19 protein-coding genes are annotated in these 21,334 nt (G+C 42.2%); 7 read left to right on the top strand and 12 right to left on the bottom strand.

The genetic code is table 11. The annotated features are described in order from the left end of the window. Positions 1–69: 69 nt before the first annotated feature. Together A7968_RS20195 and fadE are read right to left on the bottom strand one after the other, a co-directional pair. A complete protein-coding gene (locus tag A7968_RS20195; protein ID WP_064668337.1) occupies positions 70–2,025 on the bottom strand; it encodes a S9 family peptidase in 1,956 nt (651 codons plus the stop codon). A gap of 293 nt (positions 2,026–2,318) precedes the next feature. Further along, positions 2,319–4,775 (bottom strand): acyl-CoA dehydrogenase FadE, encoded by a 2,457-nt coding sequence (gene fadE, locus A7968_RS20190; RefSeq protein WP_064668336.1) that lies wholly within the window; start codon positions 4,773–4,775, stop codon positions 2,319–2,321. Positions 4,776–5,005: 230 nt separating this feature from the next. On the opposite strand from fadE, the gene A7968_RS20185 reads away from it, so the two are divergent. Next, positions 5,006–5,770: a class II glutamine amidotransferase gene (locus A7968_RS20185; RefSeq protein ID WP_064668335.1), complete on the top strand. Its 765-nt coding sequence runs from the start codon at positions 5,006–5,008 to the stop codon at positions 5,768–5,770. 99 nt (positions 5,771–5,869) lie between these two features. Here the strand turns inward: A7968_RS20185 and A7968_RS20180 are convergent, their stop codons facing one another. The 5 genes from A7968_RS20180 to cmoA form a co-directional block, all read right to left on the bottom strand. Then, complete coding sequence (locus tag A7968_RS20180; protein WP_064668376.1) at positions 5,870–6,565, bottom strand: DUF3108 domain-containing protein; 696 nt, start codon at positions 6,563–6,565, stop codon at positions 5,870–5,872. Positions 6,566–6,620: 55 nt separating this feature from the next. After that, positions 6,621–7,268, bottom strand: coding sequence for a phosphoribosylglycinamide formyltransferase (purN, locus tag A7968_RS20175; protein WP_064668334.1), 648 nt, complete (start codon positions 7,266–7,268; stop codon positions 6,621–6,623). After that, entirely contained in the window at positions 7,268–8,320 is a 1,053-nt protein-coding gene (purM, locus tag A7968_RS20170; protein WP_064668333.1) for a phosphoribosylformylglycinamidine cyclo-ligase, read from the bottom strand. Before purM ends, purN begins: the two co-directional genes overlap by 1 nt. Positions 8,321–8,548: 228 nt before the next feature. After that, a complete protein-coding gene (cmoB, locus tag A7968_RS20165) occupies positions 8,549–9,517 on the bottom strand; it encodes a tRNA 5-methoxyuridine(34)/uridine 5-oxyacetic acid(34) synthase CmoB (protein ID WP_064668332.1) in 969 nt (322 codons plus the stop codon). A 15-nt stretch (positions 9,518–9,532) separates the two neighbouring features. Further along, positions 9,533–10,258, bottom strand: coding sequence for a carboxy-S-adenosyl-L-methionine synthase CmoA (gene cmoA / locus A7968_RS20160; RefSeq protein ID WP_064668331.1), 726 nt, complete (start codon positions 10,256–10,258; stop codon positions 9,533–9,535). Between the two features lie 117 nt (positions 10,259–10,375). Here cmoA and A7968_RS20155 point away from each other — a divergent pair, with 117 nt between their 5' ends. Continuing rightward, positions 10,376–11,062, top strand: coding sequence for a DUF3334 family protein (locus A7968_RS20155; protein WP_064668330.1), 687 nt, complete (start codon positions 10,376–10,378; stop codon positions 11,060–11,062). A 197-nt stretch (positions 11,063–11,259) separates the two neighbouring features. Here A7968_RS20155 and A7968_RS20150 read toward each other — a convergent pair whose 3' ends face one another. Further along, positions 11,260–12,516: an adenylosuccinate synthase gene (locus tag A7968_RS20150; RefSeq protein ID WP_064668329.1), complete on the bottom strand. Its 1,257-nt coding sequence runs from the start codon at positions 12,514–12,516 to the stop codon at positions 11,260–11,262. Between the two features lie 122 nt (positions 12,517–12,638). Here A7968_RS20150 and A7968_RS20145 point away from each other — a divergent pair, with 122 nt between their 5' ends. Next, positions 12,639–13,529 carry a LysR family transcriptional regulator gene (locus A7968_RS20145; RefSeq protein ID WP_064668328.1) on the top strand — a complete coding sequence of 297 codons (891 nt, stop codon included), beginning with the start codon at positions 12,639–12,641 and terminating at the stop codon, positions 13,527–13,529. Positions 13,530–13,655: 126 nt separating this feature from the next. Continuing rightward, entirely contained in the window at positions 13,656–14,669 is a 1,014-nt protein-coding gene (locus tag A7968_RS20140; RefSeq protein ID WP_064668327.1) for a DUF5924 family protein, read from the top strand. 58 nt (positions 14,670–14,727) lie between these two features. On the opposite strand, the gene A7968_RS20135 is transcribed toward A7968_RS20140, so the two are convergent. Then, the gene (locus A7968_RS20135; RefSeq protein ID WP_064668326.1) at positions 14,728–15,228 is read right to left on the bottom strand and encodes a M48 metallopeptidase family protein; all 501 of its coding nucleotides are present in this window, start codon (positions 15,226–15,228) and stop codon (positions 14,728–14,730) included. A gap of 38 nt (positions 15,229–15,266) precedes the next feature. Continuing rightward, positions 15,267–16,115: a DUF72 domain-containing protein gene (locus tag A7968_RS20130; RefSeq protein WP_064668375.1), complete on the bottom strand. Its 849-nt coding sequence runs from the start codon at positions 16,113–16,115 to the stop codon at positions 15,267–15,269. 214 nt (positions 16,116–16,329) lie between these two features. Here A7968_RS20130 and aspS point away from each other — a divergent pair, with 214 nt between their 5' ends. Both aspS and A7968_RS20120 read left to right on the top strand, forming a co-directional pair. After that, complete coding sequence (aspS, locus tag A7968_RS20125) at positions 16,330–18,099, top strand: aspartate--tRNA ligase (RefSeq protein ID WP_064668325.1); 1,770 nt, start codon at positions 16,330–16,332, stop codon at positions 18,097–18,099. Positions 18,100–18,190: 91 nt separating this feature from the next. Next, entirely contained in the window at positions 18,191–18,796 is a 606-nt protein-coding gene (locus A7968_RS20120) for a pentapeptide repeat-containing protein (RefSeq protein ID WP_064668324.1), read from the top strand. Between the two features lie 40 nt (positions 18,797–18,836). Here the strand turns inward: A7968_RS20120 and A7968_RS20115 are convergent, their stop codons facing one another. Beyond that, entirely contained in the window at positions 18,837–19,160 is a 324-nt protein-coding gene (locus tag A7968_RS20115) for a hypothetical protein (RefSeq protein ID WP_064668323.1), read from the bottom strand. Positions 19,161–19,337: 177 nt separating this feature from the next. Here A7968_RS20115 and A7968_RS20110 point away from each other — a divergent pair, with 177 nt between their 5' ends. Further along, the gene (locus A7968_RS20110; protein WP_227008907.1) at positions 19,338–20,063 is read left to right on the top strand and encodes an alpha/beta fold hydrolase; all 726 of its coding nucleotides are present in this window, start codon (positions 19,338–19,340) and stop codon (positions 20,061–20,063) included. Positions 20,064–20,118: 55 nt separating this feature from the next. On the opposite strand, the gene A7968_RS20105 is transcribed toward A7968_RS20110, so the two are convergent. Beyond that, positions 20,119–21,321, bottom strand: a complete 1,203-nt coding sequence (locus A7968_RS20105; protein ID WP_064668321.1) for a bifunctional alpha/beta hydrolase/OsmC family protein — start codon at positions 21,319–21,321, stop codon at positions 20,119–20,121. Between the last annotated feature and the right edge of the window lie 13 nt (positions 21,322–21,334).

The raw sequence follows: 21,334 nt of genomic DNA, 5'->3' as shown, positions 1-21,334 counted from the left end.
CATAAAAAAACCTGCAATCTTTATCAGAATTACAGGCTTATTATTAAACTTCTAGTCAGCTTTAATATATTAGCCTTGTGGGCCAACGCGTTCTTTTAAGTAGGTATCTAAAAAGTTTAGATACGCGTTGGAGGCAGTAATACGGTTTTCCTTTTTGCTAAAACCATGCCCTTCATCATCAAATAAAACATACTCTACGGGTACGCCATTGGCTTTTACTGCGGCAACTAACTCATCACTTTCCACTTGTAGCACGCGGGGATCGTTAGCACCTTGAATAACCATTAAAGGTTTGGTGATGTTCTTGGCGTGGAATAATGGTGAGATTGCACGATGACGTTCGCCATCGGTTGCAGGGTCGCCCATTTCATCATACAGCGCTTTTTTAAAGCTTTCCCACCAAGGTGGAATTGAGTTAAGTGTTCTTACCCAGTTGGTGACGCCAAAAATATTAATGCCCACTTTGAATTCTTCAGGTTCAAACGCCAGCGCTGCTGCAGTCATAAAGCCACCGTAGCTGCCACCCATAATGCCGATTTTATCGGCATCAACCCAGTCTAAACTTTGTAAGTGCTTTTTGCCGTAAACAATGTCTTGTAAATCATCGGTGCCGTGCTTTTTATCATCGAGATGGAAAAAGGTTTTTCCATAGCCGGAGCTGCCACGGTTATTAACCGCAAAAATAGCATAACCATGATTGACTAAATGTTGCTGCATCGCGCTGTAACCGGTGCGACTTTGCCCACCTGGGCCGCCATGCACCCAAATAAGTGCAGGCACTTTATTGTTACTATTGGCTTGTTTGGGTTTATAAAGTACGCCGGGTATTTCTAAACCGTCAAAACTTTTAAAGCGTACGATAGTGCTTTCAACTAAATCATTTTGGTCAATTTCTTTACTTAATGTATTCGTTAATCGCTGTGCTTTATTACTGCCTACTTGCCATACAAAGAGGTTACTTGGGGATGTGTCTGAGTTTAGGTAAAACGCCATGCTTTTTTCATCTGCAGAAAAGTTAACCCCGCGTAAGTTACCTGCGGGTAACTGAGGCATTGCAATCTCTTTACCTGTTTGTGTGTCTATTACTGTTACTTTGGTGCTGGCATCGGCATTGACGCCACTGACTTGATAACGGCCCGATTTAGAAAAATAAATAAAACTGACATCCCAGTCATCTTTGAGTGCTGGGCTGTGTTCCCCTGAGGCTAAGTCATAGCGCCAAACTTGAGAAAACTCACCTTTAGCGTCTGTAGAGTAATATAAAGATTTACTATCGGCTGAGAAGGTTTCAGGGCCATATTGAGCGGGTGTATCGTGTTTGGAAATTAATTGTGGCTTGAGGGTCTTTTTATAAGTATCAAGAATAAAGGTATCGCTGTCTTTATTGGTGTTATTTTTAGATAGCGCAATATAACGACCATCAGGGCTGATCGCACCGACATCTAAACCTAGGGTGTTCTGATAAACAGGGGTCATTTTATAGGTTTTACTATCAACGCGATATAAGTCCATAAATTTAGCATCGCGCTGGTTACTTGTAATAAAAAACTGGCTGCCATCTTGTGTAAATCCTGCAAAGCTTGCGCGAGTTTCATCGCCAGGGGTTAAGTCTTTGGTTGTGCCGTCAAGCTCTCGCACATAGACGTGAAAGCGCTCATTACCCCCTGAATCTTTGGTAAAGAGTACCCGTTCATCATTTGGAAAATAACGTACAGGGTAGGTACTATCCTGAAAATTTGTTAAGCGGGTTTTATCCCCTGTTTTTGCATCTACTTCATACAAGCTGTAAATACCACTTTCATCAGAGCTTACCAGTACTTTATCGCCACTGGGTGAAAAGCTACTGCCCATAATTGCGGTGGTATCAAAGAAGGTTTTTGCATTATAGGTTTTTACTTGTTGTGTTTGTTGTGTTTGTTGTGACTGTGCGGCAGTGGTGGCAGTCGTTGAGGTTGATTGACTACAACCGCTCAAGGCAAGACTAATTGCACAGGCAAGTGCGGCAAATTTTAATTTGTTATTCATCGGACATTCCTTGGTTTATTGTTATCTAATCATATTTTTACCGATTTTAGTGTTGCCCGAACATTATTTAAACGCAAGTTTTTAGCTTATTTTATCTGCAACAAAGCGTGTATCGTTAAAAGTACAGCCCACGTTATAATGCCCACTTATATACGAAGGGATTTTCATTTAAAGGAAAGTGATGATTGAAGTTAGTGGTTTACAATTATATATAGCGCAAAAAAAACCAGCGCATTATGCGCTGGTTTGGATGATCACAACAGGCGGACTGTTGGCTGCGTTAACCTAATAAGTTAAGCAGCATTCGCCTTGCTGTTTTTACTTTTTTGGGCGGCTTTGCCTGCTACTAGATCTGCAGGGTCAAAGTCGTCAACGTTAATTACAGCTAAACGGGCTTTTTCAACTTCAGCCAGTTTGTCTGCTTCGGCTTGCGTTAAAATACCTGCTTCAAGGCCCATTTGCGCGACTTTATCAAGCTGGAAGAAAGGCAGTTTCACGCCTTTTTCACGACATACCTTATCAAACAATGGCTCAACGGCTAGCACGTCTTTAAGCGTTTGCTCTTGGCGACCCACTAAGTTAAGCGGCTCATTTTTCAAGTATACATAGCTTGCTAAACGATTACGGGTTTCACTCGGTACTTGTAAAATTTGCGCTAGTTTATGTTCAAGTTTGTCAGTCGGTTTACGCACCGGACGGCCAAATGGGAACAACATGAGCTTAAGTGCAGCACGAAGTGGCGCTGATGGCATATTGTTAATTAAATCAGCCAGTGCGCGTTGGCAATGGTAAAGATGATCTTGGCAGCTCCATTGTACTAGCGCTAAGTCTTCTTTTTTACGGCCTTCGTCGTTATAGCGTTTTAGTGTTGCAGACACTAAATAAAGGTAGCTAAGTAAATCACCTAAACGTGCTGAAATACGTTCTTTACGTTTTAATGAACCACCAAATACCGCCATGCTGATGTCAGACATCAATGCAAGTGATGCACTAAAGCGAGCAGCGGTGCGGTAAAACTCAGCTGTTTCATCTTTAAATGGCGTACTTGCAAAGCGAGCACCGGTAAAGCTCATCCACTTAGTGCGCACTAAGTTTGAGATAGTAAAGCCGATGTGACCCATTAAGGCTTTATCAAATACTGCCAGCGCTTCTTCACGGTCTTCAATATCGCAGGCACCTAATTCAGTGAGTACGAATGGGTGACAGCGAATAGCACCTTGACCATAAATAATCATATTACGGGTCAAGATGTTGGCGCCTTCAACGGTAATGGCAATAGGCGCACCTTGATAGCCACGACCTAAGTAGTTATTTGGCCCAAGCATGATGCCTTTGCCACCGTGAATATCCATCGCATGGATAGTCGAATCACGCATTTGTTCAGTTAAGTGGTATTTAATAATAGCCGATACCACTGACGGTTTTTCACCTAAATCAACCGCACCGGTTGACATGCTTACGGCTGCATCTGAGCTGTAAGCGTAACCTGCAAGTTTTGCAAGAGACTCTTCGATCCCTTCCATTTGACCAATTGGTAAACGGAACTGACGACGAATACGGCTATATGAACCACTGGCAAGGGCGATGGTTTTAATGCCACCTACTGAGTTTGACGGTAGCGTGATTGCACGGCCAACTGATAAACACTCAACCAGCATGCGCCAGCCTTGGCCTGCCATTTCAGGGCCACCAATAATGTAATCAAGTGGCACGAAAATATCTTTACCACGAGTCGGGCCATTTTGGAACGGCACATTCAACGGGAAGTGACGACGACCAATCTCAATCCCTGGCATATCCGTTGGGATCAACGCACAGGTAATGCCAAGCTCTTTGGTGTCTCCTAGTAAGCCGTCAGGATCTTGCATTTTAAACGCCAGACCCAGTACAGTTGCCACAGGAGCAAGTGTGATGTAACGCTTATTCCACGTTAGGCTTAGACCAATTACTTCTTCACCTTCCCACATACCTTTACAAACAACCCCGTAATCAGGAATGGCACTGGCATCAGAGCCGGCTTCTGGTGAGGTTAACGCAAAACATGGGATCTCTTGACCACTAGCAAGGCGTGGTAGGTAATGATCTTTTTGTTCTTTAGTCCCATAGTGTTGTAGTAATTCACCTGGGCCTAATGAGTTAGGAACGCCGACAATTGATGAAAGCAGCGTTGATTTACTGGTTAGCTTTTGCAGTACACATGATTGTGCAAATGCTGAAAATTGCAGCCCGCCATATTCTTTTTTGATGATCATGGCAAAGAATTTATTATCTTTTAGGTATTGCCAAACATCTTGCGGTAAATCAGTTAGCTCATGGGTGGCTTCCCAATCATCTAACATGCTGCATACCACTTCAACCGGGCCATCGATAAAGGCTTGCTCTTCGATAGTCAGTTTTGGCATAGGGTATTGGTGTAGCTTTTTCCAATCAGGGCGACCACAGAATAAATCAGCTTCCCACCACGTAGTACCGGCATCAATCGCTGATTTTTCAGTGTCTGACATGGTTGGCGTTACTTTTTTAAACGCAGCAAAAATAGGCTTAATAATATATTGCTGGCGAATGCCAGTAACAGACAGTGGCACAGCGATGATCAAGAAGATTAACCAACTGATTGCGCCAAAAGCACCTGCAAAGGTACCAATAACAAGTGTTGCGATGGAAACGCCTAAGGCAGTATTCCAGCTCGCTCTGTGGTAACTCGCGATGCTAAGCAACACGATTAAACCAAGTACAAATATGAGTGTCATGTATTCAATCCTTAATAGAGGTCAGACCACCTTTGGTTAGAGTAGCGCTAGAGAGAATAATTATCAAGTAGCTTAATAAGATTATCTGTGAGTTTAGTCACATGTTTGTAAAGAGTATAGGATAAGGAACTAACATAAGCTTGCCTTGATCTTGCTTATGTTTAACAATGCTAGCCAATATCTCAGTTCTTCTTTTGTATAAACATTGTGTTTAAAGGTTAATTTATTTTATGTGTGAGTTGCTTGGCATGTCGGCGAATGTGCCTACGGATATTTGTTTTAGTTTTTCAGGGCTGTTAGAGCGCGGTGGTAACACTGGGCCGCATAAAGATGGCTGGGGCATTACTTTTTATGAAGGTAAGGGCTGTCGTACCTTTAAAGATCCTGAGCCGAGCTGCCAATCTGAGATAGCCAAGTTAGTAAAGGCATATCCGATTAAAAGTGTATCGGTGATAAGCCATATCCGCCAAGGCAATCGAGGCCGAGTGTGCCTTGAAAATACTCATCCATTTACCCGTGAGTTGTGGGGGCGCGAAATCACGTATGCGCATAATGGCCAATTATCTAATTACCATGATTTAAAACCTGAATACTATCGTCCTGTGGGTAACACTGACAGTGAGTTGGCGTTTTGTTGGTTACTCGATAAAATTCGTGAAAAATACCCAAAGCGCCCAGCTAATATGGCGTCGGTATTTCGCTATGCAGCCAAACTTTCCCATACGCTGCGAGAAAAAGGCGTGTTTAATATGCTACTGACTGATGGCGTGTATGTATTGGCGTATTGTACAAATAACTTACATTGGATCACCCGTCGAGCGCCGTTTGGTAAAGCTACCTTGATTGATGCGGATATGGTGGTGGATTTTCAACAAGAAACCACGCCAAATGATGTGGTCACTGTGATAGCAACTCGGCCGCTGACCAATGATGAGCGCTGGCAAAAAATGGAGCCTGGTGAATTTGCGCTGTTTAAAATGGGTGAGTTAATTTAGCCGTCAGATGTCAGTTTGAATTAGTTATAAGTCATAAAGTGAAAAGCTCAAGTTATGATTGCCATACTTGAGCCTTTCGTCTTGAATCTTGGAACTAATTTACTCTGGGGCTATTTCGCTTTTTACAGCTTCTGGAACAGCAACAGGGCTGGTTACTGTGAATGATTTAAGTTGCACTTCAAACTGCTCCATGCCTTTTTCGCCTTTCCACATTCTCACTAACATGTAGTCCATTTCAGGGGCGAACCACGCAAGCGCTTGACGCTTGTCGTTATCGTAAAGACGTTTTACTTTGATTGCCTCAATATTGCCGATAGGCAGTGAAATTACCTCTGTACCTACCACTTCAAAATTGTAGTCACGGCAGTTACCTTTCTTATCAACAAGTGGATAGGAAAAGCTGGTTTTACCCATCTTTAGCTCTTCACGTACTTGTACTTGGTATGAAATTGAATCTTGAAATTGATCACTCCACTGACATTCAAGCGGGTATTTACTCTCGCTACTACTAATTTGCTTTTTAGTGCCATCAAATTGCAGTGTATATTCTTTATCAGGGCCAGTGCCTGTGCGGATCATACTGTAGCTGACAGGCGTTACTTTTTCGTCAGTGTAGGTAAAGTTTGATGTTTCTTTGCGTGAGTCTGAGAAGATCATCCACTCAATATCACTGTGATAGCTAACTTGATAGCTGTTATCAGCTAGTTTTTTTAATGTGCGTACACCTTGACCATGATTTTCGCCTTTGCGCAAAATATCATAGTTGGCTTCAAATTGAGTGAGTTCACCAGCCATTAAACCAGTAGGAAGTAATAAAGTGCCTGCACAAAATAGCAAGGCACTTTGTTTTTTATTCTGGGTAGTGCGCACCGTGTGCAGGAAGTTGTTTTTTGTCAAGAACTGCATAATCTGCTTCCATAGTAAGTCGTTGTTCACTGAACCACTTGACCACCAAAGGATAGATTATATGCTCTTGCGCGTGCACGCGTTGTGCAAGTGTATCGGCAGTATCATCTGCCAGCACAGGAACTTTGGCTTGAAGAATTACCGGACCACCGTCTAATTCTTCAGTAACAAAGTGCACACTTACGCCATGAACGTCGTCTTTTGCATCAATTGCTCTTTGGTGGGTATTCAGCCCCTGGTACTTAGGCAACAAAGAAGGATGAATGTTCAACATTTTTCCTTTAAATTTTTGCACTAAGCTAGGAGTAAGAATACGCATAAACCCAGCTAATACAACTAGATTTGGTGCAAAAGAATCAATAACGTTCATTAACTCTGCATCGTAGGCTTCGCGCGAGTCAAAATCTTTATGGCTAAGCACTGCTGTGGCAATGCCTGCTTGTTTTGCTCGCTCTAGGCCATAAGCGTCTGCTTTATTGCTGATCACAGCCGCTATGTTTGCGTTTATCTCGCCATTATTACAGGCATCAATAATGGCTTGTAAATTTGAGCCACTACCTGAAATTAAGACTACTAGACGAGAAGGGGCCATTAATCACGGCCGCCTAGGATCTCTACTTGCTCTTCGCCAGCTTTAGCATCATGAATTTCACCAAGGTGCCATGCGTTTTCGCCAAGCTCTTTTAAAATGCTTAAGCTTTGCTCAAGTTTGTCAGCTGGAACGACTAGTACCATACCTACGCCACAGTTGAATGTACGATACATTTCGTGGGTGGTGATGTTACCGTTTTCTTGTAACCAGTTGAAAATACCAGGCCATTGCCAGCTATCACCTTTTACAACTGCTTTTGCAGATTCAGGTAATACGCGTGGGATATTTTCCCAGAAACCACCGCCGGTGATATGCGAAAGGGCATGTACGTCCACTTGCTTGAATAACTCAAGTAATGGCTTAACGTAAATACGTGTTGGCTCAAGTAGGGTATCGCCTAATGTTTTGCCTTCAAATTCAGCGCTTGTATCAGCATTTGATACTTCAAGTACTTTACGAATTAAAGAGAAACCATTTGAATGAGGGCCACTAGATGCAAGCGCAATTAATTGGTCGCCAGCAGCTACTTTAGTGCCGTCGATGATATTTGCTTTTTCAACTACGCCAGTACAAAAACCAGCCATGTCGTAATCTTCACCTTCATACATACCCGGCATTTCAGCAGTTTCACCACCAATTAACGCACAACCTGATATCTCACAACCTTTACCGATACCTGTCACTACATCTGCAGCAGTATCAACGTCAAGTTTACCGGTTGCATAGTAATCTAAGAAAAATAATGGCTCAGCACCTTGAACGATAAGGTCATTCACACACATAGCAACTAAATCGATACCCACTGTATCGTGCTTTTTAAGGTCGATAGCTAAACGCAATTTAGTACCAACACCGTCAGTGCCTGCAACTAATACTGGTTGCTTGTAACCAGCAGGGATTTCGCAAAGTGCGCCAAAGCCACCAATTCCGCCCATAACTTCAGGACGACGGGTTTTTTTAACTACGCCTTTAATACGCTCAACTAGTGCGTTACCGGCATCGATATCTACGCCCGCGTCTTTATAACTTAGAGACTGTTTTTGTTCGCTCACAGGATTTCCTCAAAAAAGTTGCATGGTTTTGCATGTGTATGCTTAGAAACGCGCGTATTTTACAACAATTGCAAGGTCGCGGCTAGTTCAAATATAACTTTAACGGTATTGACAAGGACACTTGTCCGTATAATGAGATAAAGGCGCTAGGGAATAGGTTATAGGTGACTGTTTTAGCGTCGATGATTACCTCGACGCTAAAGTGCAGTGGTTTAAAATTTATAGAGCCTAAGCCTTTGCCGTTAATATAGCGCGAAGTGGTGCAGGGTATCCTTCAATCGTTTTACTGGTATCGTCTGGATCTAAAAAGTCGCTCAGGGACTCGTTTTCCATCCAGTCTGATTTTCGCTGCTCTTCAAGTGTGGTGATTGCACAGTCCTTTACTTGTACATCTTTAAAGCCCACGCGTTCCATCCAAAGCTTAAGTGCGGCTGTGCTTGGAATAAACCATACGTTACGCATTTTGGCATAACGATCCGTGGGCACGAGTACGGTGTTTTCGTCGCCTTCAATGACTAAGGTTTCAAGCACTAACTCACCCCCTGGGCGAAGTTGCGCTTTTAATTGCGCCAAAAAGTCGATAGGGGAGCGACGGTGATAAAGTACCCCCATAGAAAACACTGTATCAAATGCTTTTAGCTCTGGCAGGGCTTCAACGCCTAGCGGTAACAAGTGTACGTTTTCGTCTGGGTTAAAATGTTTAATGGCCTGAAATTGACATAAAAATAAATCAGACGGATCAATACCAACCACAAACTCAGCGCCTTCACCGCGCATCCGCCATAAGTGATAACCAGAGCCACAACCAATATCTAACACTGTGCGGCCTTTTAACGGTTCAATATGTGGTAACAGGCGATCCCATTTCCAATCGCTGCGCCACTCGGTATCAATTTCAATACCGTGCACACTAAATGGGCCTTTACGCCATGGCATCATGCGCTTTAATAGATGGATGGTTTGCTTTTGCTCCCCTTTAGTCATTTCGCCAGGGGCGCCAATTTCAACTTTGTCGATAATATTGACGTGTTTGGTCGCCACTTCAGGCAAGTTTTTTAGCACTTTCTGCCATTTCGGTAAATCGCCGTGGCTGGCCTCATTTTGCCAGTGTTTTAATTGGCTAGGCAGTGTTTCCAGCCAGTGGCTCAGTGGGCTTTGTGCGATAGCGGCGTAAAATTGGTTAAACCATAAAGACATTGCATATTTCCTAAATTACTTAATTGCTACCAACGAGCAAAAGTTAAAACACTGATACCACACTTGGGTTTGACTAAAGCCAATATCAGTAAGGCGAGTAAGGTGAGTGTTTAACGTATCTGGGCGCATAACGTTTTCAATGGCGGTGCGTTTTTGGCTAATTTCTAATTCTGAATAGCCATTGTGGCGTTTAAAATCATGGTGTAAATCAATCAGCAAATTGTCGCATTGCTCGTTTTCACCTTTGATTTTTTCACTTAATAGCAGTACACCGCCAGGTTTTAAATTGGCGTATATTTTTTCAAGTACCGCGAGACGCTGTGCAGGAGGTATAAACTGTAATGTAAAGTTCATCGCTACCACTGAGGCATTTTCAATATTAAGCTCGTTAATATCCCCAAGGGTCACAGTAACAGGTACTTCTGAGCGAAAACCTTGTAAATGTAATTTACAGCGCTCAACCATGGCTTCGGAGTTATCAACCGCGATAATATGACAATTATCAGTGCGAATATTACGACGCATACTTAATGTTACTGCACCAAGCGAGCAGCCTAAATCATAGAGGTTAGAGTTACTTTGCGCGTATTCACCCGCTAATTTACCCATGGTACTTACGATGGTGGCGTAACCCGGCACTGAGCGCTGGATCATATCGGGGAAAACTTCTACTACGTGTTGGTCAAAGCTAAAGTCTTTAACCGCTTGCTCTGTGGCATATATGCTGTCTTTTACCGTCACACAAACAGTCTCTTTAAAAAATAATAGGGCTATTTTAGCATTTTATGCTGGATAGTCAGTGATAATTTCAGTAGCTTGGCTAGAATAATGAATAACAAGTATAAAAAGAGACGTTTAATGACTAAAAGTAAAGTAATTAGTACTGATGATATATTGGCAACCCTGTGTCATTCTGTAACGGGGGTTTTGTCGTCGGCTAGTGGTAATGATATTAGCTATTCAGCCATGGTACAAAAGATCACCCGTACCTGCATGCGACCAGATATTGGCTGCTTTGTTTTGTTTGATGGTGGTTTTACTGGATTAGTAATTACTAACTTTACTTCGCAAGCTGCCATGGAAATTTATCACGATTATATGCGCAGCATGGGTATGCCTGAAGAAGAGCTTGCGCATAGTCACATGTCGGACGACGTGTCAAATGTACTGGGTGAATTGATGAATCAAATCGTCGGTGATTTCACCTCAAAAGTACGCGAGCAGCTACACACCTCAATTACTCAAAATCAGCCAAAAATGATGGCGATTAATAAGCAAGTGCAAATATCGGTTGATACCACGATGGATAGACCACAAGCACGCCGCGTGACTTTTACCACCAGTAAACAAAACATCTTTTATTTAGAATTAGCGATGGATAAAACTGAGTTCATCAAGCTGCACGACTTTGATATTGTTGAAGCGGTAGACCCTGATGACATTATTGAAAACGAAGCGAAGCATAAAGCGGAAAAACAAAAAGCTGCGGACGATGCAAAAGCCAGTGATGCAGATGATGATTTTATGGCCGAGCTTGGTTTGTAAAGTCACGAGCTTTAAAGCTGTAAGTTTTAAGGAAAACAAAAAAGCGCGAGTGTATCTTGCGCTTTTTTTGTGTATCGGATTATTACGGTTTAGCAAAATATTTAAACTACCGCTGATAAATCTAAGATCTGAGCAATGTTAGCGATAATGAATGTTATCCAAGCCGTTTATTTAACCACTTGGATTAAGCTGAGTGATTAGCGGATGATCATTTGCTCACGCTCAGGGCCTACAGATACCATACTCACAGGTATGCCCATCAGTGCTTCGATGCGTTCAACATAGTGCTGAGCAGCCGCAGGTAGACTGTCAAAGGTACGACAACCGGTAATATCTTCATCCCACGCTGGCATACTTTCATATATTGGCGTTAAAGCGGCTGTTTGTGGCCAAATAGGGTTTTCGCTGTGATCGCCTGCATAGCCAACACAGATTTTTAAATCTTTCATGCCAGATAAGCAATCAATTTTGGTTAATGCAATTTCAGTGGCTGCTTGTAATTCAACGCCATTACGGGTGGCAACCGCATCAAAATACCCCATATCACGAGGGCGACCTGTCACAGCACCGTACTCGTTGGCGCTTTCGCGAAAATTATCTTGCTCTGCCATTGCGGTAACCAGTGTGCCAGTGCCAACAGATGAACTAAACGATTTTGCCACCGCGATAACACGCTCAGGGCGCAAAGCTGGTAATCCGCTGCCAATCCCTGCATAAGCGGCGGTTACGTTTGAAGAGGTAGTATAAGGGTATTCGCCATACACTAAATCGCGGCCTGCGCCTAGTTGCGCTTCAAATAATAAGTTGGCATCTTGCTGTTGCAGCGCTTTTAAAGGCTCTGTGACATTACAGATAAATGCACGCCACGGAGCAGTGACCTCTAATAGCCACTCAGTTATTTGTTCTGCTGTTTGTGAATAATCACAGCTAGGGTAAAGGGCTTTTAGCTGTGGCATTTTCCAATCAAGCATAAATTGAATGCGCTCTAATAAAACCTCAGGTTGATTTAACCAACCAACTAAAATGCCTTTTTTCATTACGCGATCGCCGTATGCTGGGGCAATTCCTTGGCGGGTAGAGCCGTAAGCGGCGTCACCTAAACGTACTTCTTCAAGTGTGTCTTCAAGTGCGTGTAACGGCAAGCACAGGGTTGCACGATCAGAAATACATAATTTTACCTTAACGCCAGCTGCTTTAACTTCAGCGATTTCTTCGCTTAATGCGCCAGGACTTATCACCATACCGGGGCCAAGTACGGCAATACAATCTGGATTAAAAATACCGCTTGGTAATTGGTGTAGTTTAAACGTACCAAACTCATTTACAACGGTATGTCCGGCGTTGTTACCACCTTGAAAGCGAATGCTCGCAGATGCGTTCTCAGCTAGAAAATCGACGATGCGGCCTTTGCCTTCATCACCCCAGTTTGCACCTACAACAACAATTGACGGCATAATTTACTCTCCAAATTGATTGAATGAATATGGTATGCCCTCTATCTAAATAAGAGAAATTAATTATAATTATTATCCTGATAAGAATTTCATATCGATTTTAGATAATTAAGGTCATCAAGGTGTTAGATATTCAGTGGTTAAAAACCTTCGTCACATTAGCTGAATTAAAGCACTTTGGTAAAACAGCTAATGTGCTGCATATGACACAGCCCAATGTTAGTTTGCATATTAAACAGTTAGAAAAAATGACGCGGGTAAAATTGATTGAACGTAATCCGTTTAGCCTCACTCAGGCTGGGTTACGGCTATTGGAGTCAGGCCAAAAAACCTTATGGGAATTACAGGTCTGCCAATCTGACTTAAATGCGATTAATGACCTTCGCCAAGGCACACTGACAATTGCCGCCAGTGATATTATTTCTCGTTTATTGTTGATTGAACCGTTTCAGCTATTTAAGCGCCAGTTTCCAGGCATTGATTTTACTTTGCTCAATACAACGTCTTCACAAGCATCGGCGTTGGTTAAAAGTGCGGAGGCGGATCTTGGCTTTGTGATTGCTCAAAAAGAAAGTGAACCACTGCATTTTACGCAATTACAGCAAATAAAATGGTGTGCGCTGGGTAATCATTTACAGCTATGGCAGCAAGCTAAAAATAACAACACTATAACGCTGACTGAGCCACCAACCTTAATTTTGCTCGGCCATGATACGCGTACGCGCGAGTTACTCGATAGTGCATTGCCGTCTTTAAATTTACCAAATTATCGGGTAATGGAAGTGGGCAGTGTGGATGCACAAATTGATTGGGCCGAAGCGGGCTTTGGCGTTGCCATCGTGCCGGAGTTTTCCCTGCGCAGTAAAGCAAATTTAACCACCACAGTGACCGCTTTACCACAATTTCCGACTACCAGCTTAGGGTATATTGTGCGGCAAAATCAGGTGCTTTCAAAAGCAATAAAACAATTGCTGCATTGGGTGAGTGAAGAGATCTCGCGTAGTTATCGCTAACTAGCGGTATTTGTTTATTAGTTAATTTTCACAACAAAAAGTGTAAAGCTTTCATGCATATATTAAGATACAGGGCTGGTGGCTTTAACACTGCAATTATACAGACTTATGCGGATCTTCTACTGAATGAGCTATTTTAAGAATTTAATCACAAAATTTATAATTATGATGCAGCAGCGGCCAGGTTTATTGGCGGTTTTTGCGTTTTGTAGCGGTGTAGCAAGTTATGTGTTGGTTGAGCGTAAAGAATCATTTTCACAAATTATTGCCATACTGCTGTTAGTTAGTTGGCTATGGTTGATTGTTGATAACTGGTTGCGCGATAAAGTAGAGCAGCGCTTTGGTGTGACTGTTTCTCCCAATTTTATGCGTTTTGCCCTGCAAATGGTGCAACAAGAAAGCCTATTTTTTGCATTGCCATTTTTTCTCGCGGTGACTTCTTGGAATCATCCGCAAGCTATTTTTACATCCTTAATTATTCTCTGTGCGTTTATATCGGTTGTTGATCCGCTGTATTATAAAAAATTAGCTAAACACAGTATTCTCTTTACCGTATTTCATAACTTTGCATTGTTTGTGGTTATTTTAGTCACTTTGCCAATTTTACTTAACCTCACGACTAGCCAAAGCTTAGAGATAGCCTTGATCACCGCCATTATTTTTACCATTCCTAGCTTAGGTAACTTAATGCCTAACGCCAAATGGTGGCGTTTCCCTCTATTGGTTTTATTGCTGGGTGTTTTAAGTGCCGGTTTATGGCAGCTACGTAGTTGGGTGCCACCTGCAGCACTGCGTTTAACCGACATTACTTTATCGCATCAGGTTGATGTAGAGCAGCGTAAGCCTGTTGGCAGTATTAAGCATGTAGATGCTAATTCATTGCATCAGCAAGGTTTGTATACTTGGACTGCGGTTAAAGCGCCAAGAGGGTTAAATGAAAAAGTATTTCATGTTTGGCTACTTAACAATAAAGAGGTTGATCGTATTGCATTAAATATTAGTGGTGGGCGAGAGCAAGGCTACAGAGCATGGACACATAAAGTAAACTTCCCAGCCAACTCTGTTGGTAAATGGCAAGTACACGTTGTTACCGAATCTGGCCAGCTGATTGGTTTAACTAAGTTTACAGTGACTGAATAGGATTACTCATTAGTCTCTATCAAAGCAGCTGTCATTTTCTGTTGTCAGGTAATTACAGTTACTTTAAATATGGGTTTTTCCCTTGCGTGACTAACACACAAAATATCCGTAAATCTAATTCGAGCTGATGATACTGCGGCTCCATGTGGCAACATAACTGATAAAAACTTTTGTTATGGTCTTTTTCTTTAAAGTGGGCGAGTTCGTGAACCACGAGTGCTTTTAATAATTCCTCGGGGGCGCACAGCAAATCACTGTTAATAGCTAGGTCATGTTTGCGGGTTTTGCCTTGCATACGGTAGGTGTGCGTGCCGAGTGCATTAGTGACCATGTCACTTTGCTTTTTAAACGCGGCGCGGCCAAACGGCGGGGCATTTTTTAAATAGCGTTTTTTAAGCTCAGTGGCGTATGAGTATAACGACTTGTCACTGCTGATAGTGTGGGCATGTGGGTATTTTTTAATTAAATATGCGCCGTGTTTATCATTATCAATAAGCTGTATTACTTGGCTTATAATTTGCTCTGGGTAGCCAGTAAAATAGCGTTTAAAATCACTCATTCAATTACTTCTTGTTGTTAATTATATTTTAGCGGAATTCAAAATAAACTTGCTTGGCTGGCTTCTTTCTCACCAGTAAAAGGGTTAAGTACTGGATGATCGTAACCTAAATCTTCACAAAATGCCCGCGCTAACAAAGGGGCTTGGCGGTTATCTGCGGTATGAAAAAATACATACGGGTGCTTACCTTCATCAAGCCATTGTTTTACTTTTTTAAGCCAAGGTTGGTAATAACTTTTATAATCGTGCTCTAAATCGGCAATTACAAAGCGAGCCATAGGTTGACCGCCTGTTGCAATTGCATGTACGGGTAGGTGAGGCTTTTTCTGCTGTGCATCGATAAGTGCCGCAGTGTTAGGTTTTACTGCAAACAGAGCGCGGGTATCCATGGCTATTCGGTTGATGTTGTTTGCAATTAGTAGCTGGTTTAACGCAATTTCCGCCGCGCCTTTTTTGAAAAACTCAGGATGGCGCACTTCAACGCCATAATTTAAACCTGTAGGCAGTTTTGCAATAAATTGCGCCAGCAAAGGTAATTGCTGTGGGCTAAAGCTGCTAGGCAGCTGCAACATAATTTGCCCAACGCTTGGCAGTATTGGTTCAAACAAGTTAAACCACGCTGTTAACTCATCATCAATATTAGTTAGTTGTAATTCATGGCTAAAACGGCGATTAAATTTAAAGGTAAATTTAAAGTCATCGGCTACAGCATCACGCCAGCGATTTAATGATTCAACACTAGGGTCGGCGTAAAAGCTGGTATTGCCTTCAACGGAGTTAAACACCTGTGCGTATTCGTGCAGCATATCGGCATTTTTGCAGTGACTTGATAATAAATTGCCTTTCCACGCGGTACTTGACCACTGCGGACACCCTAAATACAACATAAAATGACTAACTAATTGTGTGTTTTGGCAAGTGTAACAAATATCTAGAACGACTGAAAATTGAATGCCCACAGGGCGCTGCGGTGCTCGCATTTTCAAGTAACTTGGGTATAATGCTCCCCCTAAAATGATTTATAAATAGTGGCTTTATCTCCCCAAAAACGTCAAATTCTTAGGGAAAGCGGCTATTAGTCTTTACACTGACAGGAATACTATGCGCTCTATATACTGCGGACAGCTAAATAAAACTCACGTAGATCAAGAAGTTGAATTATGTGGTTGGATCAATAAACGACGTGACCTTGGTGGACTAATTTTTGTCGATTTACGCGATAGAGAAGGTTTAGTACAAGTTGTATTCGATCCTGAAGTTGAAGGCTTAATGGATACTGCTAATAAATTACGCCAAGAGTTCTGTGTACAGCTTAAAGGTGTTGTACGTGCTCGCCCAGATAGCCAAGTAAATAAAGACATGGCCACCGGTGAAGTTGAGATTTTAGGCACTAGCTTAACTATTATCAACCGTTCAGAGCCATTACCGCTTGATTTTAACCAAGTAAACTCTGAAGAGCGTCGTTTAAAATACCGTTACCTAGACCTTCGCCGTTTAGAAATGAGTGACCGTATTAAATTACGTGCAAAAGCGAGCAGCTTTGTTCGTCGCTTTTTAGATGAAAATGGTTTCTTAGATATCGAAACGCCAGTACTCACTAAAGCAACACCTGAAGGGGCACGTGATTACTTAGTACCGAGTCGTGTACATAAAGGTAGCTTTTACGCGTTACCACAGTCTCCACAGTTGTTTAAACAATTGTTGATGATGTCGGGTTTTGACCGTTATTACCAAATCGTTAAATGTTTCCGTGATGAAGATTTACGTGCTGACCGTCAACCAGAATTTACCCAAATCGATTTAGAGACCTCATTCATGAGCTCTGATCAAGTACGTGGTATCACTGAAAAGATGATCACGGATATGTGGAAATCATTACTCAATGTTGATTTAGGTGATTTCCCAATCATGCCATACGCAGAGGCGATGAGTCGTTTTGGTTCAGACAAGCCTGATTTACGTAACCCTATGGAACTGATTGACGTTGCTGATTTAGTTAAAGACGTAGAGTTTAAAGTATTCTCAGGTCCTGCAAATGACGAAAAAGGCCGTGTTGCGGTATTAACTGTACCAGGTGGCGCATCACTTTCTCGTAAGCAGCTAGATGACTACACTAAATTCATCGGCATTTACGGCGCGAAAGGGCTGGCATGGATGAAAGTAAATGACCGTGCAGCTGGTGTTGAAGGTGTACAATCACCCATCGCTAAATTCTTAAATGAAGAAGTGATCAATGAGCTACTAGCGCGAACTAACGCACAAACTGGTGACATCATTTTATTCGGTGCAGATAAGTGCAACACAGTAAATGAAGCGATGGGCGCACTTCGCCTTAAGATTGGTGTTGATTTAGAGATCACTAACCTTAATAGCTGGGCACCACTTTGGGTTGTTGATTTCCCAATGTTCGAAGAAGATGACGAAGGCACATTACACGCTGTGCATCACCCATTCACTGCACCAAAAGATATTGATGCTCAGGCGCTTGAAGCTAACCCTGCAGCGGCTATTTCAGATGCCTACGACATGGTATTAAACGGCTACGAAGTTGGCGGTGGTTCGGTCCGTATTCATAATGCTGATATGCAAGAAGCGGCCTTTAGAATATTAGGTATTGATGCGCAAGAGCAACAAGATAAGTTTGGTTTCTTACTTGATGCACTTAAGTACGGCACACCACCACATGCAGGACTCGCATTTGGTTTAGACCGCTTAGTAATGTTACTTTGTGGCACAGATAACATCCGTGACGTTATTGCCTTCCCTAAAACAACGCAAGCGTCATGTTTATTAACCAACGCGCCAAGTAAAGCGAATGTAGACTCATTGTCAGAGCTTGCTATTAGCGTTGTTGAAAAAGCAGCCGAATAAGCAATTCGATAAGTGATTTATTGAAAACCCTTAGGCTCATACCTAGGGGTTTTTTCATTTAGGTGAGCGGATAATTTGATTAGAGGATTTTATGACTGTGAAGTATCAGTTTTCACAAACTGACTATTACGACCAGCAATTTTCAAAATGTGTTGCTAGCACGCAGCATTTTAGTGATATTGAATTTGAACAGTGCCAGTTTATAGAATGTGATTTTAGCCACAGTCAATTTAGTAATTGTCGTTTTATTGAGTGCGAATTTATTAACTGTAATTTAAGCGATTTAGATTGGGGCTATAGTTCGTTAGAAGAAGTCAGCTTTGTTGATTGTAAGCTCACCAGTATCCAATGGGCGCAGGTAAATTGGCCGCAACTGGCGTTAACTGCGCCGCTGAGTTTTAAAGATTGTCAACTCAGTCATAGCTCGTTTTATGAATTGCCATTAAAAGCATTGAGCATGACAGACTGTTTTGCCAAGGATGTTGATTTTAGACACGCTAATTTAGCCGCGAGTGACTTTAGCGGTACTGATTTTAGGGATAGTTTGTTTCATCAGACTAACTTGAGTCGCGCTAATTTTGTAGGGGCTACTCAGTTTAATATTGATATAAAAAATAACGATGTGACTCGTGCCAAGTTTGAGCGATTTGAAGCGCTAAACTTATTGACCGGGCTTGATATAGAGCTGGTGGATTAGCCGAAAATAAAGACGGCTAATCACTTATAATAATAAACGACTAGCAGGCAGGGCCGTTTTTATTACGTGCGCTGGCAAGTGCGCGGGCAATTTCAAGCAGCGCAGGAGAAATATCACTCGCGCCATCTTTAATTAGTTTTGATACATCACCCGATGAATAGAGGCTATCGCGTGGTGATTTAATGCCTAATTCACGCACAAAATCTTTAGTTTTGCCGGTGCTGCCTGTTTCAATAAATTTAAAAATAATACGCTCGTTATTATTTTTAGGCTCTGTTTCTAGCGTTTCGATTTCATCTTGGTACGCTGCAATTCTGCTTTGTAAAATATCGATACGTTCTTCGATGCTGTTGTATGATTTCATGGATAGTTACTTTTCTAAATAGAGTGAAGATAATACTGTCATTATCGCACAGATTTAAAATAATTATTTCGTTCTTTAAACCTCATTCGCTTTTTAGTATCGGTTAGATTGTAATTAATATCGTTAGCTTTAAAATGACTGCAATTAAAATAAAAATAAGTTTTGTAAGTTATGCTGGTGCGTTCTAAGTATTTGGTGATCCTCTTTTCCTTTTTGGTTTGCGTAAATAGCTATGCAAGCGGTGATGTTATTTTTGATGAGGCTCGCGGCCGTAGCATCCCAACCCATATTACACTCCCTGCACAAAGCACTCACTGCAGCCAACAAACAAAATGCCCGGTGGCGTTTGTTAATGCTGGATATGGGATTGCGCATACTGACTATCAGTTTGCGGTAGATGTATTTACAGCTAAGGGTTATTTAAGCATTGCTGTAGCCCATGAACTAAAAAACGATCCTGCGCTTAATTCTAATCCGCCCTATATGGCAACACGAATAGAAAATTGGCATCGTGGGGTCGTGACCCTCAAATTCTTAGTTGAGCAATTATCCGCTAAATATCCGGCATACGATTTTAGCCAACTTACTTTATTTGGTCATTCAAATGGTGGTGATATATCTGCACTCTACGCGGCGATTTACCCGAAGCAAGTGAGCCAAATTATCACGCTTGATCATCGTCGTATGCTACTACCACGTAATGACACCATTCGCGTGCTAACACTGCGTGGCAGTGATTATCCTGCTGATCATCAGGTGCTACTCAATGAAGATGAACTAGCGCAGTATCCGGTTACGCAGATTTCGATAGAGAACTCACGCCATAATGATATGTATGACGGCGGGCCTAAGTGGCTGGTGGATAGAATGAGTAAAGAAATTAAGGCGTTTGTTGCAAATTGAAAAATGAAACCAAGCGCGTAAATAGAATAAGTTACCAGTTTTACGCGCTTACTGGCTATTTTACCAGTTCACTGATGATTAATGGCTCATTGTGCAGTGTTTTGTGCACGGGGCATTTGTCAGCGATTTCAAGTAAGCGCTGGCGTTGCTCATCGGTTAAATCGCCTATCAAGGTAATTTTACGAGTGATGGCTTCAAGTTTGTCGCTTTGCTCGCAGTTATCGCAATCGTTATGATAGTCGCGGGTGTGATCTAGCTCTACCTTTACGTGTTCAAGTGGTAAGTTTTTACGACTGGCATACATGCGCAGCGTCATCGCGGTACATGCTCCAAGTCCGGCGAGTAAATGATGATACGGATCGGGGCCTAAATTATTGCCGCCCACTGCTGCGGGCTCATCGGCAAGCCAAGTATGATCTTTGGTGCTGACATGCTGAGTAAATACATGGTCTTTTTCTTCCACTAATACGTTGCCGTTGGTCAGTTTGGCACTGTAGTGGTTTTCATCAAAAGCCACATAACGTTTTGCCCATGACGCTATAACGTCTGCTGCGTAATCGGCATCGTCTTTGTTAGTGAGTAGATGGTCGGCGTTATCTAAACTAATAAAGCTTTTTGGATGTTTAGCGCTTGCGTAAATCTTTTCAGCTTCGTTAATACTTACCGTGGTATCAATAGGAGAGTGCATTACTAACAAAGCACGCTTTAATTTACTGATATGGCTGCGGTTATATTGGGCTATGTCATCGACAAACTGTTTTTTTATTGTGAACACACGCCCAGCTAAATTGACTTTTGCTTCGCCCTTGCTATTAATTTCATCTAGATGCGCGGCAAAGTTATGGGTTACATGTTGTGCGTCAGAGGGCGCGCCAATAGTAGTAATGGCTTGCACTTCAGCAATGTGTTCGGCAGCTGCTAATACCGCTGCGCCCCCTAAACTATGGCCGATTAATAATTGTGGCGCTGTAAAGTGTTCACGCAAGTGATCTGCAGCGGCAATTAAATCTTGGATATTTGATGAGAAATTACTGTTGGCAAAATCCCCATCGCTATTCCCAAGGCCAGTGAAATCAAAGCGCAATACTGCAATACCTTGTTGAGTGAGTGCTCGGCTAATTCGACTTGCTGCAGCAATATCTTTACCACAGGTAAAACAATGGGCAAACAAGGCATAAAATTTAATATCACTGGCGGGTGTTTCTAATTGCCCGGCAAGGCTTAGTTCACCACTTTTAAATGTTACTTTTTGTCGCATGTAAATTGCCTTA

Source organism: Pseudoalteromonas prydzensis, from assembly GCF_001661495.1.
GTDB classification, from domain to species: domain Bacteria; phylum Pseudomonadota; class Gammaproteobacteria; order Enterobacterales; family Alteromonadaceae; genus Pseudoalteromonas; species Pseudoalteromonas prydzensis.
Note: the sequence above shows the minus strand (reverse complement) of the source record. Positions and strands in the feature narration are given on the sequence as shown.